This is a genomic window from Acetobacter papayae JCM 25143 (assembly GCF_000613285.1).
GTDB classification, from domain to species: Bacteria; Pseudomonadota; Alphaproteobacteria; order Acetobacterales; family Acetobacteraceae; genus Acetobacter; species Acetobacter papayae.
In genome coordinates this window covers 31,026-47,909 of sequence record NZ_BAIN01000017.1, presented here as the reverse complement: position 1 = coordinate 47,909, position 16,884 = coordinate 31,026, and the positions used below count along the sequence as shown (strand labels likewise).

Annotated in this window: 10 protein-coding genes and 5 pseudogenes; 7 read left to right on the top strand and 8 right to left on the bottom strand. The window is 60.4% G+C overall.

Annotated elements, in window-relative coordinates:
* The coding region (locus tag JCM25143_RS17500; RefSeq protein ID WP_025860413.1) for an ABC transporter ATP-binding protein at positions 1–340 on the top strand (340 nt) is incomplete at its 5' end.
* Positions 337–1,005, top strand: a complete 669-nt coding sequence (ccmB, locus tag JCM25143_RS06380) for a heme exporter protein CcmB (RefSeq protein WP_025860412.1) — start codon at positions 337–339, stop codon at positions 1,003–1,005. The genes JCM25143_RS17500 and ccmB, both read left to right, overlap by 4 nt.
* A 140-nt stretch (positions 1,006–1,145) precedes the next feature.
* Here ccmB and JCM25143_RS17495 read toward each other — a convergent pair.
* Positions 1,146–2,275, bottom strand: a pseudogene (locus JCM25143_RS17495) (type III PLP-dependent enzyme).
* Between the two features lie 377 nt (positions 2,276–2,652).
* On the opposite strand from JCM25143_RS17495, the gene JCM25143_RS17490 reads away from it, so the two are divergent.
* Positions 2,653–3,792, top strand: coding sequence for a YihY/virulence factor BrkB family protein (locus JCM25143_RS17490; RefSeq protein WP_025860411.1), 1,140 nt, complete (start codon positions 2,653–2,655; stop codon positions 3,790–3,792).
* 16 nt (positions 3,793–3,808) lie between these two features.
* Here the strand turns inward: JCM25143_RS17490 and JCM25143_RS17485 are convergent, their stop codons facing one another.
* A complete protein-coding gene (locus tag JCM25143_RS17485; RefSeq protein ID WP_081773493.1) occupies positions 3,809–4,510 on the bottom strand; it encodes a septal ring lytic transglycosylase RlpA family protein in 702 nt (233 codons plus the stop codon).
* Between the two features lie 275 nt (positions 4,511–4,785).
* Between JCM25143_RS17485 and aroQ the strand changes: the two genes are divergently transcribed.
* The 3 genes and pseudogenes from aroQ to accC all read left to right on the top strand — a co-directional run bounded on the left by aroQ (position 4,786) and on the right by accC (position 7,041).
* Positions 4,786–5,241 carry a type II 3-dehydroquinate dehydratase gene (aroQ, locus tag JCM25143_RS06360; RefSeq protein ID WP_035370571.1) on the top strand — a complete coding sequence of 152 codons (456 nt, stop codon included), beginning with the start codon at positions 4,786–4,788 and terminating at the stop codon, positions 5,239–5,241.
* The gene (accB, locus tag JCM25143_RS06355; protein WP_025860408.1) at positions 5,238–5,699 is read left to right on the top strand and encodes an acetyl-CoA carboxylase biotin carboxyl carrier protein; all 462 of its coding nucleotides are present in this window, start codon (positions 5,238–5,240) and stop codon (positions 5,697–5,699) included. Before aroQ ends, accB begins: the two co-directional genes overlap by 4 nt.
* Positions 5,699–7,041: pseudogene (accC, locus tag JCM25143_RS17480) on the top strand (acetyl-CoA carboxylase biotin carboxylase subunit). The gene accB and the pseudogene accC overlap by 1 nt, the downstream one beginning before the upstream one ends.
* 97 nt (positions 7,042–7,138) lie before the next feature.
* Here the strand turns inward: accC and JCM25143_RS17475 are convergent.
* Positions 7,139–8,639 (bottom strand): annotated as a pseudogene (locus JCM25143_RS17475) (sugar porter family MFS transporter).
* A 404-nt stretch (positions 8,640–9,043) separates the two neighbouring features.
* On the opposite strand from JCM25143_RS17475, the gene thiC reads away from it, so the two are divergent.
* Positions 9,044–10,939: a phosphomethylpyrimidine synthase ThiC gene (thiC, locus tag JCM25143_RS06335; RefSeq protein ID WP_148300027.1), complete on the top strand. Its 1,896-nt coding sequence runs from the start codon at positions 9,044–9,046 to the stop codon at positions 10,937–10,939.
* A 238-nt stretch (positions 10,940–11,177) separates the two neighbouring features.
* Here the strand turns inward: thiC and urtE are convergent.
* From urtE to urtA, 5 genes and pseudogenes are all read right to left on the bottom strand, one after another.
* Positions 11,178–11,872, bottom strand: a pseudogene (gene urtE, locus JCM25143_RS17470) (urea ABC transporter ATP-binding subunit UrtE).
* A 55-nt stretch (positions 11,873–11,927) separates the two neighbouring features.
* A complete protein-coding gene (gene urtD / locus JCM25143_RS06325; RefSeq protein ID WP_025860406.1) occupies positions 11,928–12,668 on the bottom strand; it encodes an urea ABC transporter ATP-binding protein UrtD in 741 nt (246 codons plus the stop codon).
* Positions 12,637–13,809, bottom strand: coding sequence for an urea ABC transporter permease subunit UrtC (gene urtC, locus JCM25143_RS17465; RefSeq protein ID WP_234395037.1), 1,173 nt, complete (start codon positions 13,807–13,809; stop codon positions 12,637–12,639). Before urtC ends, urtD begins: the two co-directional genes overlap by 32 nt.
* Positions 13,806–15,410, bottom strand: a complete 1,605-nt coding sequence (gene urtB, locus JCM25143_RS06315; protein WP_025860405.1) for an urea ABC transporter permease subunit UrtB — start codon at positions 15,408–15,410, stop codon at positions 13,806–13,808. Before urtB ends, urtC begins: the two co-directional genes overlap by 4 nt.
* Positions 15,403–16,741 (bottom strand): annotated as a pseudogene (gene urtA, locus JCM25143_RS17460) (urea ABC transporter substrate-binding protein). Before urtA ends, urtB begins: the two are co-directional and overlap by 8 nt.
* Between the last annotated feature and the right edge of the window lie 143 nt (positions 16,742–16,884).

Sequence of the window (16,884 nt, the reverse complement as noted above, 5' to 3'; positions counted from 1 at the left end):
CATGGACCTCGTGCATCTGGCCGACCTGCCCGCGCGCCTGCTCTCCGCCGGGCAGAAGCGCCGCACGGCACTGGCCCGCGTACTGCTCGCCCAAGCCCCGCTCTGGCTGCTGGATGAGCCCAGTCTGGGGCTGGATACCGCAGCCATTGCCCTGCTGGGTGAGGCCATGGCTGCCCATCGCGCACGGGGGGGGCTTATCATTGCCACCACGCATGTTCCCCTGCCGCTGGAATCCCCCGCCACACTGGCCCTGCCCGGCGCCATGGACTCCATAACGGGCAATATCCTGCCTGAGACACACTGGTCCCTTGCCAGCGAAGACGAGGAAAACCGCCCATGACATCGCTATTCTGGCACATTGTCATGCGTGACCTGCGGCTGGCCCTGCGGCATGGCGCGGATACGCTGGGGGCGGTGCTGTTCTTTATCGTAACGGCTACCCTGTTTCCGCTTTCGCTCGGGCCTTCGCCCGAACTGCTGCGCCGCATGGCACCGGGCATTATCTGGGTCTGTGCGCTTCTGGCCTCGCTGCTACCGCTTGACCGGCTGTTTGGCGCAGAGCTCGAAGATGGCTCGCTTGACCAGCTCATGCTGCTGGGCCTGCCGCCCGCCTTTGTGGCGCTCGCAAAAATGACCGCGCACTGGCTGACAACCGGCCTGCCGCTGCTGCTGGCCGCAGGGCCACTGGCCACCATGTTAGGCCTGCCCGGCGCGGCCCTGCCGGTTCTGCTGGGGGGGCTGTTACTCGGGTCGCTCGTTCTGTCGCTAATGGGGGGCATGGGCGCCTCCATCGTGCTGGGTGCGCGCCGTGGCGGGGTGCTGCTGCCACTGCTGACCCTGCCACTGATAACCCCGGCCCTGATTTTTGGAGCCGCCGCCATTGATGCCGCCGCCACCGGCCTGCCATGGAAACCTGATCTGGAACTGCTGGGCGCATTTGTAGCCGCCGCCCTGCCACTCTGCCCGCTGGCAGCAGGAGCAGGCTTGCGCGCAGCCACCGAATAACCGCGCTCCACGCAAACCGAATACAGGGCGGGGCAGACGCAGCGTGAAGCTCGATCAGCCCCGCACAATAAAAAAAGCGCGCCGTTCGTAAAAACGGCGCGCTTTGAGTTCAGTCTATTACCGCTACGAGAGCGATTTACTCAGATGTAGTGTTCGGCCAGCGGTGCAAAACCGTTAAACCGGGTCGAGCAGTAGGTGGAGACATACGCCCCCGTGCCCAGCAGATCGATCATCTCACCCGATTCGAGATCCAGCGGCAGGTCGTAACGGGTCTTTTCGTATAGAATATCCGCCCCATCGCAGGTTGGCCCGGCCAGCGCTACGGGGCCGGACGGCGCGCCGTCACGCCCGGTACGAATGGCATAGCGGATGGATTCGTTTTCCGTTTCCGCCAGACCGCCAAACCGGCCGATATCCAGATACACCCAGCGCAGCCCGTCCTTGCGACCACGCGCACTGACCAGAACCACCTCGGTATGCACAACCCCGGCCTCACCCACGATAAAGCGGCCCGGTTCCACCAGCATTTCGGGCATGGCGTTGCCGAAATGCTCGGTCATGGCGCGGAAAATCGCATCCGCAAAATGGTCGATCTCGGGCACGTCTTCACGGTAGCGGATGGGGAAACCACCGCCCAGATTGATCATGCGCAGATCAAGCCCAGCCGCACTCAGGTCGGTGAACAGGCTTGCCACACGGGCAATCGCCACCTCATACGCCTCGGCCGAAAGCTGCTGGCTCCCCACATGAAAGGACAGCCCATACGGGTCCAGCCCCATGTCGCGGGCGGCCAGCATCAGGTCGCGAGCGGATTCCACCGTCGTGCCGAACTTGCGCGACAGCGGCCATTCGGCGGCATAGTTATCGACCAGCAGGCGGCAGTAAACGCGGCTGCCAGGCGCATGGCGGGCCAGCTTTTCCAGCTCTTCGCGGCAGTCGAAGACGAACATGCGCACGCCCGCCTCATACGCCGCGCGGATGGCGGAAACCTTTTTGACCGTATTGCCAAAGGAAATGGCAGACGGATCAGCCCGGCCTGAAGGCACAGGGAGACTTCCTCCCACGAGGCGGCATCGAAGCAGGAACCAAGCCCGACCAGACGATCCAGAATCGGCGTGGCGGGGTTAGCCTTGACGGCATAATAAATGCGCGCCTGCGGCAGAGCGCGCCCAAGGGCGCGGTAACGGGATTCAACCTCGTCAACATCGACGACAAGGCAGGGCGTTGCCGGGTTGTTCTCGGCAATGAAACGGGTAATTTTGGGATTCATAGCTCCCACTCCCCCAGTTCATGCTTCTCCGGCATACACAGCGGAGAAGGAGTTGCGAAACGGTCTAACGGACCAGCGACCAAAGGCAGACCGCCGAGAAAAACAAGGACGGTCCCGATTGCCAGAACGCTTGACGTCGTTGCGTAACCTCAGAGGGCCAGTGGCACGTGCGTTGCTGCGTAGGGGTGCGCATATGCGGCCAAACCGCCACAAGTGCAAGTGAAAAAATCGGTTTATCCGAAAAAACATGACAACACACAGCCGTGACCGCTAAGGATCAAGGCTGTAATGCTGGTCTTGCGCCATAATTCATGGCCCCAAAGCAAAAGCCCGGCCCAATGCCCGCAGGTACACCCCGCAGGGCGGCAGGGCGCAGAATGAAAGACACCTCCCCCACAATGCAGGCGTTCACGCGGCCCGATTCTTCGCAGCTATCCTCCGCACCCTCTGCCCCGGCCGCAGAAACGACCCCCGTGCATCAGGCCCCCGATATGCCGCCCCCCGGCAAGGCCGCACCTGCCAAACCCAAACCGGACACGCCTCTGGCCCTGCGCTGGGCCGACTGGCGGCGTATCATCTCCCGCACGGCGCGCAGTCTGGTGGCGGGGCCTTCCACGCTGGTGGCCGCAGGATGCGCGTTCTACAGCACGCTCTCGCTTTTTCCGGCTATCAGCGCGCTGATTTCCATCTACGGCCTGGCATTTGACGTACAGACCGTCACCCCACAGATGGACGCGCTGCGCCCCTTGCTGCCGCCCAGCGTTTTCATGCTGATCCAGAATCGGGTGCAGGTGCTGGTGGCCGAGCCTCATACTTCCCTGACACTCAACCTGATCATTTCGCTCACGGTAGCGCTCTGGTCGGCCTCTGCCGCTACGCGCTCCATCATCTCGGCGCTCAACATGGCGTATAATGCCCGTGAGCATCGGAATTTCTTTGTTTTTCAGGCCACAGCTTTCGCCCTGACACTTTTTTCCGTTCTGGGCGCGGTGCTGACCATTGCGCTGATGGTCGCCATTCCGCTGCTGCTGAACCTGTCACTGCGGCTGCATATTCCCACCCCGCCGGGTTCAACTGATTTTCTGAGCAGCCTGAGCGGGCCACTGATCCTGTTCACCTTTGAAATTCTGGCCCTGTCCACCCTCTACCGCTACGGCCCGGACCGCCAGCGCCGCACGGGCTGGCGCTGGGTTATGCCGGGGGCTGTTCTGGCCAGCTTCGTGCTCATTCCCGCCTCGCAGCTCTTTTCCTATTACGTGGCGCATCTGGCCAGCTACAACACCACTTACGGGCCGCTTGGGGCGTTTATCGTCATCATGATGTGGTTTTTCGTTACCGCATGGGTGGTGCTCATGGGCGCTGAACTGAATGCGGAAATGGAAAGCTATGCCCGGGGCAACCCAAGGCTGATCGTCTGGCACAGCATGACCCCCGAAGCAGGACTGCGACAACAACGAGCCACCAGCAGGCTCCTGACAGCAAGCCCTGAGCCCGGCCTTCCACACATCTTTATTTAGATTGCCCGGTAGCGGCTTATCGCCGCGCCACGATCCTGCGGCCCGCATGGGTGTGGGTAATGACGCCATGCCTGATTTTTACATGCGGCCCTGCAATGACATGGCTCGGAGAAATAATCAGATCATCCGCGCCTATCCCCAGATTTTCCGGGGCTTCGGCCACTTCGCGAGCACTCGCGGTTTCAACCCGCACATGCGCAACCCCTGAACCCAGCATGCCAATCTGTGCGGCGGCGGCGTGGGAGAGATCGATGATCCGGCCTTTTTTATAGGGGCCACGGTCATTGACCGTTACCACCACGGAGCGCCCGGTTTCTTCCGAGGTCACGCGCAGCTTGCTGCCCAGCGGGGCTGTCGGGTGGGCGGCCGTGAGGCTCGCCCTGTCAAAAGGCGTTCCCGAAGACGTACGCCGATGATGGAACCGCCCGCCATACCAGCTTGCCATGCCCGTCTGCACCGGACGGTGCTGAGCAGACCCTGCACCACCCTGAGTTGCTCCACCAAAGTCGCTCAGGGCCGGATCTTCATGACTGCGCGCCTGCAAAGCGCGGGATACGGAATCGGCCCATGCGGTACCGGCTGCCTGTGGCGTGCTGGAATGTGTAGCACCAGAGTGTTCAGGCAACTCGGCAGCGTGGGCTGCCACGCTCCCCCCCCCTGCAACAAGGGCGGCAAGCACGGTCAACCATCCCGCTCGTCTCCGGTTTTGGACTGGCATCTGCCTGCTCCATTTCCGTGAATCTGGGCTTAACACCCCTGCACATGACCGCCTTGGGCCGCCGGAATCAACCTTTTTCTGCCTCCGCGCCTTTACAGGGCGGCCAGACTGCCTGCCTGTCTGCCGCCTGTGCATGGCGAAAATATGGCCCTCTCCCTCCCTTTTACCCCTGCACCCGAGCCCCCCGCACACCCCGCCCTTTTGCCCCACTCCTGCACCGGCATGCTGTCTTCTCTTGGAGAGAGCCCGGCATCGTGCTAGGGCCCTGCTCTATTATGGAAAGACCTCTCATTGCTGTTCTGAACGGCCCGAACCTGAACATGCTCGGCCAGCGCGAACCCGAAATATACGGTCGGGCCACGCTGGACGACGTGGAACAGCTTTGCCTCCGTACAGCCGAAAAGCTGGGACTGGCGGTAGATTTCCGCCAGACCAATACCGAAGGCGAGCTGATTTCCTGGGTGCAGGAGTGCCGCAGGCGGGCGCGTGGTATCGTGATCAACCCGGCAGGGTACAGTCATACCTCCATCGCCCTGCTTGATGCGCTCCTGGCCACGGACCTGCCGGTAATTGAGGTTCATATCTCCAATATCCACCGCCGCGAGCAATTCCGCCACCACTCCTATGTCTCCCGCGCCGCCACCGGCGTTATCTGCGGGCTAGGCGTAGGGGGGTATTCTCTGGCATTGCAAGCAATGACCGATCTTATTGCAAATGAGGACAACCGATGAGCGGACTGCTCGTGGACGCGGATGCCATCCGGGCTCTGGCTGAAATTCTGGCTGAAACCGGCCTGACCGAAATCGAGATAGCGGAAAAAGACAACCGCATTCGCGTGGCGCGTATGCCCGCCCCCGTGCAGGCTGTGGCTGCTGCCGCTCCTGCCGTGGCGCAGGCCCCCGCCCCCGTTGCGGCCCCTGCGGCAGCACCGGCTGCGGCTGATCTCTCGCGCCACCCCGGTGCGGTATCCAGCCCCATGGTGGGCGTGGCCTATCTGACGCCCGACCCGTCCTCGCCCCCGTTTGTAACGGAAGGCCAGACCGTAAGCGCGGGCCAGACCCTGCTGCTGATCGAGGCCATGAAAACCTTCAACCAGATCAAGGCTCCCAAAAGCGGCACGCTCAAGGCCCTTCTTGTCGCCTCGGGTGATCCGGTGGAATTCGGCCAGCCGCTTGCCATTATCGAGTGATGTTTTCCAAGATCCTCATCGCCAATCGCGGCGAAATCGCCCTTCGCATCCTGCGCGCCTGCCGGGAGCTTGGCATTAAGACCGTGGCTGTCCACTCCACTGCCGATGCCGACGCCATGCATGTGCGTCTGGCGGATGAGGCTGTGTGCATTGGGCCGGCTGCATCGCGCGAGTCGTACCTGAACGTGGCGGCCATTCTTTCGGCCGCGACCATCACCGGGGCGGAAGCCATTCACCCCGGCTATGGCTTCTTGTCCGAAAATGCGGATTTTGCCGAAACCGTGGAAGCCCACGGTCTGGCCTTTATCGGCCCCACGGCAGAACACATTCGCATGATGGGCGACAAGATCACGGCCAAAACCACCATGCTCGCACTGGGCGTGCCGCTCGTACCCGGCTCGGATGGGGAACTGACCGACCTAGACGAAGCCCGGCGCGTGGCCGAACAGGTTGGCTATCCTGTGCTGATCAAGGCAGCAGCAGGCGGCGGCGGGCGCGGCATGAAGGTCGCGCACTCGGCTGATGAACTGGCCGATGCGTGGAACATGGCCCGCACAGAGGCCCGCGCTGCCTTTGGCAATGACGCGGTTTACCTTGAAAAATACATGGACCGCCCGCGCCATATCGAGTTGCAGATTCTGGGCGATAACTACGGCAACGTCGTGCATTTTGGTGAACGCGACTGCTCCTTGCAGCGCCGCCACCAGAAGCTGCTTGAAGAGGCAGGTTCCCCCGCCCTTAGCACCGAAGAGCGCGACACGATTGGCCGCACGGCCACCGAAGCACTCTCGCGTATGGGCTACCGCAACGCGGGCACGCTCGAGTTCCTGTATCAGGACGGGCAGTTCTGCTTCATTGAAATGAACACCCGCCTTCAGGTCGAGCACCCGGTTACGGAAATGGTGTGCGACGTGGATCTGGTGCGTGAGCAGATCCGTCTGGCTGCAGGCGAAAAGCTTGGCTACACGCAGGAGGATGTCACCTTCTCCGGCCATGCGATCGAATGCCGCATCAATGCCGAAGACCCGGACACCTTCACCCCCTGCCCCGGCACGGTTGCGGTTTATCACCCGCCGGGCGGTCTGGGCGTGCGCGTGGATAGCGCCCTTTACACCGGCTACCGGGTGCCGCCGTTCTATGACAGCATGATCGCTAAGCTGATCGTGCATGCTCCCACCCGCGCACAGGCCATTGCCCGCATGCAGCGCGCACTGGACGAGTTCGTCGTTGAAGCATCAAGACCGTCATACCGCTGCACCGGCGCATTCTTGAGGATGCCGAATTCCAGAAGGGTGAATACACCATTCACTGGCTGGAGCAGTTCACGGCCCGTTCACAGTAAAACCAGCCCCTTTACCGGGGCTTATACAAGACCAGACGCAACAAGGGCGGCTCTTTTACAGGAGCCGCCCTTGTTATTTTACAAACGTATAAACCGCTCAGGATACGGCGTGGGGCACCTCTGCCACCGTCGAACCCTCGGGTTCATTCTCGTCCTCCGATATGGCGATACGCCGCCCGTTCGCTGCCGTGGGCCGGAATTCGCCTTCGCGGAGCGCGTTCTCGATATCCTCGAGCGAGGCCCCTGACGTTTCGGGCACGCAGAACCAGACAAACACCACCGAGGCCAGATTGACCGCGGCATACAGCCACATGGTACCCCCCAGCGAAATATGCTGCACCAGCGAAAGTGCAGTGGCCGTTACCAGCAGGTCAGCCCCCCACAGCACGGAGGCATGCACGCTCGACGCCGCCGCACGCATGGCAGGGGGAACATTTCAGCCCCCAGCAGCCAGCCCACAACCTGAATACCGCCAGAGTTGAACATCATGAACAGGAGCAGAAACACGATAACCAGCCAGCTCCCCGTGCTGCCCGGCGCAGGATGCAGGGCAAACACGATACCCAGCCCCAGCAGGCTCAGCACCGAGCCCGGCCCCATGATCAGCATCAGCTTGCGGCGGCCGATCCTATCCACAAACAGGCAGCCCAGCAGGGTCATGATCAGATAGACAGCCGCCACGCCAAGGCTGGTCAGCAGGGCGCTGGACCCGCCAAACCCGGCCCCGGAGAGAAAGGTGGGGGTGTAGTAGATCATCATCTCCAGACCACCGGCCTGCGTAAAGAACGCAGTGCCGAGTGCCGCGATCAGTGCCGGGCGCACCCAAGGCAGCATAAGGCCACGCCAGCCCCGCTCCTGATCTTCCATACCAGAAACGCTGTCATGGATTTCGGTAATTTCGCGCCGGATCAGCTTGCGGGAGGAGCGCACCCGCCCAAGCTGTTCAAGTGCGGGCACCAGCCCTCGTTTTCAGCCACCCAACGCGGGCTGCGCGGCATGAAGAACATGCACACGAACACAAAAGCCGCCGGGCCAGCCGCAACGGCAATCATGGGCCGCCAGCCCCAGCTATCGCGCATGGAAAAGCCGATGAGGTTGGCCAGAAAAATCCCGACCCCGATCGCGACATTAAAGACCGTGACCAGATTACCGCGCTGGCTGGCGGGAGCGAGTTCGGAAATATAGGTGGGCACCACCTGCGTGGAGCCCCCCACCGCCAGCCCCAGATAGATACGCGCCACAATCAGCGTTGCCACATCCGGTGCCTGTGAGCAGGCAATGGCCCCCGTGGTGAACACTGCGGTCACAATCATGACAGCACTGCGCCGCCCGAACCGCTCGGAAAACCACGAAATGCCCACCGCACCCAGTACCGCACCCACCAGGATGGCTGAGGTAATCAGTTCTTCCTGAACAGAAGAAAGATGAAAGTCTTTCTCCATGATAAGTAACGAACCGGAAATTATGCCGGTATCATAGCCGTAAAGTCCACCACATATGGCAGACACAAAGACAGCAAACCACAATACACGTCCTGCATTGGGCGATATTTCAAGGCTCTTCAGAGCGTTAAGAGCTGATTTTCTTTCGTTTACCATGGCAAAAACATGACATAAACAAAAATCATTTCACATCTATAAATTTTTTCTCTATTGTGATGTTTGTATCCGTGCGCGCGTAGCCCGTTTTCAGGCCCTGTACAGGCAGGCCGGATTTTCCATTCTATCCGAATTTTTCTTGACAGTTACCGGACCTTGGTTATCTGCTTGGCCCCACCAAGGGGGGTTCCGGCAAGGAACTGAGAGGCCACTTCACGCTATCCGCAAGGAGGCACCGTGGCGACCCTGCCATCCGGGCATGAGGCTCGGATGGGGAACCTGATCCGGCTCATACCGGCGGAGGGACTGGTGCCTGACAAGAACAGCCTGCATGGCTGCACGCGCGCGTAAACCCTTTCGGGTTGTCTGGTCTGGCCTGTCCTCCTCGGCTGAGGAGAAATGTAATGTCTTCTACCCTGTCAGCGCCTGACGCGCCGCATGAAAACGCCCCGGGCGGGCATGCGGGCGGCAACCCCAAACCGGCCAACACCACGGCACCGGCTCCGGGCCATGTCACCACCGGGCCTATTCGTGGCTCGGCCAAGGTCTATAGCAGCCCGGCAGGACGGCCCGATATTCTCGTGCCTTTCCGCGACATCATGCTCAGCCCGGATGCGAACGAACCGCCCCTGCGTGTTTATGATACGTCCGGCCCCTATACCGACCCTGCCGCGCGCATAGACGTTAACAGCGGCCTGCCCCGCATCCGCTCGGCATGGCTAGCACTGCGCGGCTATGAGCAGACCACGCCGCGCAGTGTCCGCCCCGAGGATAACGGCAATGCCGAGGGCGCGCATCTTGTTGCCCCATGCCCAGCCGCCCACACGGTGCTGAAGGGCAAGCCCGGGCAAAAGGTGACACAGTATGAATTCGCCAAGGCCGGGATCATTACCGAAGAAATGATCTATGTGGCGCACCGCGAAAACCTGAGCCGCGAGCAGGCCGCCCCGGATGCGGCAATACGCCGGGCCGATGGCGAATCCTTTGGCGCTGCCCTGCCCGACTTTGTCACCCCCGAATTTGTGCGCGACGAAATCGCACGCGGCCGGGCCATCATTCCCGCCAATATCAACCACCCCGAGCTTGAGCCGGTCATTATCGGGCGGAATTTTCTGGTTAAGGTGAACGCCAATATTGGCAACTCCGCCGTGACCTCCTCCGCCGCCGAAGAAGTGGAAAAGCTGGTCTGGTCCATCCGCTGGGGTGCGGATACGGTCATGGATCTATCCACGGGCCGGAACATCCACAATATCCGTGACTGGATTTTGCGTAACGCTCCCACGCCCATCGGCACCGTGCCGCTGTATCAGGCGCTGGAAAAGGTTGGTGGCGACGTTCAGAAACTCGATTGGCCGGTTTTCCGTGACACGCTGATCGAACAGGCCGAACAGGGGGTGGACTACTTTACCATCCATGCCGGTGTACGCCTGCACCATGTGCCGCTGACCGCCGAGCGGGTAACGGGCATTGTCTCACGCGGCGGCTCCATCATGGCGAGCTGGTGCCTCAACGGCCACCGCGAGAGCTTCCTGTACGAACATTTCGAGGAAATCTGCGACATCATGCGCGCCTATGATGTCTCGTTCTCGCTGGGTGATGGCCTGCGCCCCGGCTGCGCGGCTGACGCCAATGATGCCGCCCAGTTTGCTGAACTGGAAACGCTGGGCGAACTGGCCAAGATCGCTTGGTCCAAGGGCTGTCAGGTCATGATCGAAGGGCCGGGCCATGTGCCCATGCACAAGATCAAGGAAAACATGGACAAGCAACTGCGCGAATGTGACGAAGCGCCGTTCTATACGCTTGGGCCATTAACGACCGATATCGCACCGGGTTATGACCACATCACCTCGGCCATTGGGGCAGCCATGATCGGCTGGTTCGGCACTTCCATGCTGTGCTACGTAACACCCAAGGAGCATCTGGGCCTACCAGACCGCAACGATGTGAAAACAGGCGTTATCACCTACAAGATTGCGGCTCATGCCGCTGATCTGGCCAAGGGGCACCCTGCGGCCCGCAGGCGTGATGACGCCCTAAGCCGCGCACGCTTTACCTTCCGGTGGGAGGATCAGTTCAACCTCTCGCTCGACCCGGATACGGCCTGCGCCTATCACGATGAAACCATGCCGCGCACGGCCCACAAGACCGCGCATTTCTGCTCCATGTGCGGGCCGAAATTCTGCTCCATGCGGATCAGCCAGGACCTGCGCGAAGATGCCATCCGCCTCGCTGGCATGGAACAGAAAAACGAGGAGTTTCGTCAGGCTGGCGGCCGCGTTTACGTACCTGCGGCAGAATAACGCCATACAAGGCCCACCCCCACTTACGGGGTGGGCCTTTTCTTTTACGACCTTGAAAAACACCAGCACTCAATGTTTGAAATTATTTATCCGCAAACCAAAGCAGACAAATACCGTCCAATCGTAGAACGAATGGAAAAATGCTTTACCCGAGAATGGGGATAAAACATTTTCCTGTTTTTCAGAAAATAGATTTCCAAAAATCCTCTTTCCAGACACCCCAATCAATCTGCACAATTCAGATCGCGATATGTGTGCGCACTTCGTCTGCCACGAGGCTGCGGGCCTCCCCTGACAGCACAACCTTGCCCCGATCCATGACCGTAACCTGATCGGCCAGCGCAAAAGCAAAATCGAAATACTGTTCTACCAGAACAATAGCCATGTCGCCCCGGTCGCGTAGCATACCGATAATGGTGCCAATATCCTTGATGATGCTGGGCTGAATCCCTTCTGTCGGTTCATCCAGCACCAGCAGGCGCGGGCGGATAACCAGCGCGCGTGCAATGGCAAGCTGCTGCTGTTGCCCGCCGGAGAGATCGCCCCCCTTACGGTCAAGCATTTTGGCCAGAACGGGAAAAAGGTCGAAAATCTCATCAGGCACCCGGCGCTGCCTGCGCGGCAAAAGACCAAAACCTGTTGCAAGGTTTTCGCGCACACTCAGCAGCGGAAAAATATCGCGCCCCTGCGGTACTGTGGCAATGCCCCGTCTGGCGCGCTCATAGGCTGGCAGGCGGGTTATGTCCTCTCCTTCCCACTCAATGCGTCCGGCACTGAGCGCGTGCATGCCGGTAATCCCACGCAGCAAACTGGTTTTACCCACACCGTTGCGCCCCAGCACGCAGCTCACCTGCCTACCTGCGCGGTCAGGGAAACACCGCGCAGGGCTATGGCGGCTCCGTAATGCAGATGCACGTCCTCAACCCTGAGCATGCGGGCTATCTCCTTTCCTTGCGTCCATTGTGCCCGAAGGCTGCCTGCGCATACTCTAGCGGCCAAGATAGACCTCAATAACACGCGGATCAGCACTGACTGTATCCAGCGCACCCTCGGCCAGCACCGAGCCCTCATGCAGCACAGTCACGCCAACATCCAGAGCGCGCACGAAATCCATATCGTGCTCCACCACCACAACACTACGCGTACGGTTGATTTCGCGTAGCAGGTCTGCCGTGGCCATGGTTTCGGCATCGGTCATGCCTGCTACCGGTTCATCCACCAGCAGCAGCTCGGGCTCCTGCCCCAAAAGCATGCCAATTTCGAGCCATTGTTTCTGCCCGTGGCTCATGCCACCCGCCTGATGGTCGGCAAAATCACCCAGTCTGGTCATATCCAGCAGATGGTCCACCCGTGCCTGCTCCTTCCCCGAAAGGCGCGCCATAAGAACCGAAAATGGTCCACGCAGGCCACTTAATGACAAAAGCAGGTTTTCGCGCACGCTCAGCGCCTCAAAAACCGTGGGTTTCTGAAACTTGCGGCCAATCCCCATCCGGGCAATGGCGGGTTCATCCAGACGGGTAAGGTCCTGACCATGAAAGCGCACACTACCGCTATCTGGGCGGGTTTTTCCGGTGATGATATCCATCATCGTCGTCTTGCCCGCCCCATTAGGGCCGACAATCGCGCGCATTTCGCCTGCGGCCAGTGTCAGGCTCAGACCATTTATGGCTCTAAACCCGTCAAATGTGACACTGACATCACGCATTTCCAGAAGTTTTGGCGCATTCATGCCTCATCTCCTTCCGGGCTGGAAACCTCGGGCGTGATGTCTTCTGCCTCCTTACGGGGGGCGGGTTTAAACAGCCCCATAACCCCTTTGGTAGAAACAGCGTCGTAACCAGAAACAAAAGCCCCAGACCATACAGCCAGAATTCCGGCAACCATGCCGTAAACACGGTCTTGCCCATGTTCACCAGCACCGCCCCGAGCACCGCGCCAGACAGGGTGCCACGGCCACCAACCGCAACCCAGATAACGGATTCAATCGAATTGGCCGGAGCGAACTCACCGGGATTGATAATGCCAACCTGCGTGACGTACAGCGCCCCCCCCACACCCGCCAGCATGGCCGAAAACACCCATATCAGCAGCTTGACCTGCTCGGGCCTATAGCCAAGAAAACGCGTGCGGCTTTCTGCATCACGCACCGCCACCAGCAGGTTGCCAAAACGACCCGCCACCACAAAGCGCGACAGCATAAGTGCCAGCGCCAGCACAACACCCGTTATAACCAGCAGAACCGCGCGGGTTACGGGGCTGTGCAGATCCGCGCCCAGAATATCCTTGAAATCGGTCAGGCCATTATTGCCCCCAAACCCAAAGCCATTCTGAAAAAACGCAAGCATGAGTGCATAGGTCAGAGCCTGTGTCATAATGGACAGATACACGCCCGAAACCCGCGAGCGGAAGGCAAGCCAGCCAAACACACCCGCCAGCACACCGGGCACCGCCAGCACCAGCAGGCAGGCCCAGAGAAAATGCCCGCTGCCCCACCAGTACCAAGGCAGCTTTGTCCATGACAGAAAGATCATGAAATCGGGCAGGCTGGCATTGCCATAAACACCCCGCGCGCCAATTTCGCGCATGAGATACATGCCCATGGCGTAGCCACCCAACGCAAAAAATGCAGCGTGGCCGAGTGTCAGTATCCCGGCAAAACCCCAGACCAAATCAACCGCAAGCGCCAGCATGGCGTAAGAGAGATACTTGCCTGCCAGCGAAACCGTAAAAGCGGACACATGCAACGGGCTGCTTTCGGGCAGCAGGCTGGCTACGGCCAGCACCACTGCACCCACCAGCACAACCACCGCCATGCGCGCAACACCCGCAAAGCCCTGCGCGCCCGATGTGGATGGAAACAGGCGGTTCATGATTCCACCCCACGCCCGCGCACGGGAAACATGCCGCGCGGGTTACGCTGAATATACAAAATGACCAGAACGAGAATGGCGATTTTTGCGGATACCGCTCCAATGACCGGCTCCAGCACCTTGCCCCCCATGCCCAGCGTCATGGCTGCTGCCAGCGTGCCCCACAGATTGCCCACACCACCGAACACCACCACCATGAAACTGTCGATAATATAGGTCTGCCCCAGATTGGGACTGACATTGTCGATCTGGCTGACAGCAACCCCGGCCAGACCCGCAAGCCCGGCCCCCAGCCCAAAGGCCAGTGCATCCACCCGTGGGGTGCGGATACCCATCAGCGCGGCCATGCGCCGGTTTTGTGTAACCGCGCGCATTTCCAGCCCCAGCGGGGTGCGCCGCAGCACACACATGAGCGTTCCCAGCACGAGAAAGGCAAAAACCAGAATGGCAAGGCGGTTAAGGGTAATGTCCATACCCCCCAGCGCGAAAGACCCCGTAAGCCAACCCGGCGTGGCAACAGGAATATTGGTCGGCCCGAACACCGAACGCACGGCCTGCTGCATAATGAGCGACAGCCCCCATGTCGCCAGCAGGGTTTCTAGCGGGCGGCCATACAGAAACCGGATCAGCCCGCGCTCAATCAGCACACCCAACCCACCGCAGACACAAAACGCCACGGGAATTGCCAGCAGCAGCGAAACCGGCTCCAGCGCAGGAGCCGCCGAGCGCACGCCCTGCTGCACCAGCCAAGTGACATAGGCCCCGATCATCACCAGTTCGCCATGAGCCATGTTGATCACGCCCATGACGCCAAACGTAATGGCCAGACCCGTTGCCGCCAGCAACAGAACAGAGCCATAGCTCAGGCCGTAAAAGGCGTTCTGGCCAATGCTCCATGCCCGCAAGCGCCAGTTTATGCTGGCCACGGCCTCCTGTGCCGCCTTGCGAACCTGCGCATTTTCACTTTCATTAGCCCCGACCCCAGCCAGAATACCGCGCGCCTCAAGCCCGCCTGTGGCGCGCAGGGCCGCAACGGCCTGTATGCGGGCGGCAAGCTGGTCGTCTGCCGGGGGCTGCGCCAGAATGGTCGCGGCATGAGCCAGCGCCAGCTCCTTGTGAATGGCGGCATCCTTTTCGGCACTCAGGGCCTGTTGCAGCACCGGCAATGCCGCCGGGTCATGCCGTTCGTACAGGGTTGTAGCGGCATGCAGGCGCGCGGCCCTGTCCGCCGAGAACAGATCCATACCCGCCCGTGCGCCCGCAAGCGCCTTGCGCACACGGTTATTCAGCCGCACCGCAGCCAGCCCCTCGGGCGAGGTCGCTACGGGCTGGCCGGTGCGGGCATCGATGTAAGCCTCGCCATCGCGCAGGAACAGCCCACCATCGGGCGTAAAAAACAGCTGATGCTGCTCCAGCGCGCCCAGCACGGCACCAGCCTGCGGAGAACCCGATACGGCCAGTTCGGTTATGGCCTGCGCCACGGTATCGAACTGGCCGCTAGCCAGCCCCGCAAACACATCTGCCCGTGCGCAACGCGGAGCCGCAAAAGCGGCCCCCACGCAAAAAGCCGCTACAAGGCAGAACCTTACAAAACTACGCATGTTTCTTGCTAAGGCAGGTTTTTGTAACCGTGTTGTAATTGCCGCAGACAATCGGCTTGCTCCAGTCACCGATCAGGTCCTTGGTTTCCGGCACCCAGGGAGACCACGCCTGACCCGGCACCAGTGCGGGTGTTTTCCATACGACGGCAAACTGCCCATCATCCTGAATTTCGCCGATATAAACAGGCTTTGTCAGATGATGGTCCGGCAGCATTTCGGCAACACCACCTGTCAGGTTAGGCTGGCGGATACCGATCATGCGTCAATCACCTTGTCATGGTCAGTGCTGCCCACCTTGGTCACGGCCTGCACCCACATGTTGAAGCCGATGTAATGTGCTTCCATGGGATCGTTTGTGGTACGCTTGGGGTTTTTCGTAAACGCGTGCCATTCCTTGATAAACGCCTCGTTAGCGGGCGTATTAATGCTTTCGAAGTAGTTCCACGCGGCAAGCTGACCAACCAGCGGCTTGGTATCCATGCCCGCCAGTTCTTCCTCACCCACGCTGAAAGCCATGACGGGAATATCAGTGGCGGAAATGCCCTGATTACCCAGCTCCTTATAGAAGGGCACGTTGGCATCGCCATTGATTGTTGAAACAACAGCAGTTTTCTTACCCGCCGAACCAAAAGCCTTGATCTGCGATACAATGGTCTGCCAATCGGACTGCCCGAACGGCGTATAATTGACCATAATATCCTCTTCCTTGATGCCCTTGGCCTTCAGGTAGTTGAGCAGGATCTGGTTGGTCGTGCGCGGATAGACATAATCAGTACCCACAAGGGCAAAACGCTTGGCGCCGCCACCTTCCTCGCTCAACAGATAATCACTGCGGGAATAGCCTGCTGGTTGGGGGCCGCACCGGTATAGAAGATATTGCGGCTGCACTCCTGCCCTTCATACTGCACAGGATAGAACAGGATGCCGTCGAGTTCCTCGAACACCGGCAGCACCGACTTGCGCGATACGCTGGTCCAGCAACCGAACACTGCGGCTACCTTGTCCACCGACAGAAGCTGGCGCGCTTTTTCAGCAAAAAGCGGCCAGTTGGATGCGGGGTCCACCACAACAGCCTCAAGCGGGCGGCCCAGCAGCCCGCCCTTGCGGTTCTGCTCGGCAATGAGCATCAGCATCACGTCCTTCAGGGTCGTTTCGCTGATAGCCATGGTGCCGGACAGGGAATGCAGAATGCCGACCTTGATCGGCTCACCCTTGGGGGTAGCGGCCAGCGCATCACCCGGTTTCCAGACAGCACCCAGTGCCGCTGCGGACGATGCCAGAGCCAGACGCCCGAAGGCGCGGCGGGAAAGGGGGGGCAGTTTGGCCGACATGAACAAAGCACTCCTGTTGCTGCTGTCCTCATTATCAGCCAAATGACAGACAGCCGCGCCATACGCGATCCTGCGTATGGTGTGTCAGGCCTCCGGCACCGCTATAAGTACATCAGCCAACCGGGAACAGCAGGACCGCGTAA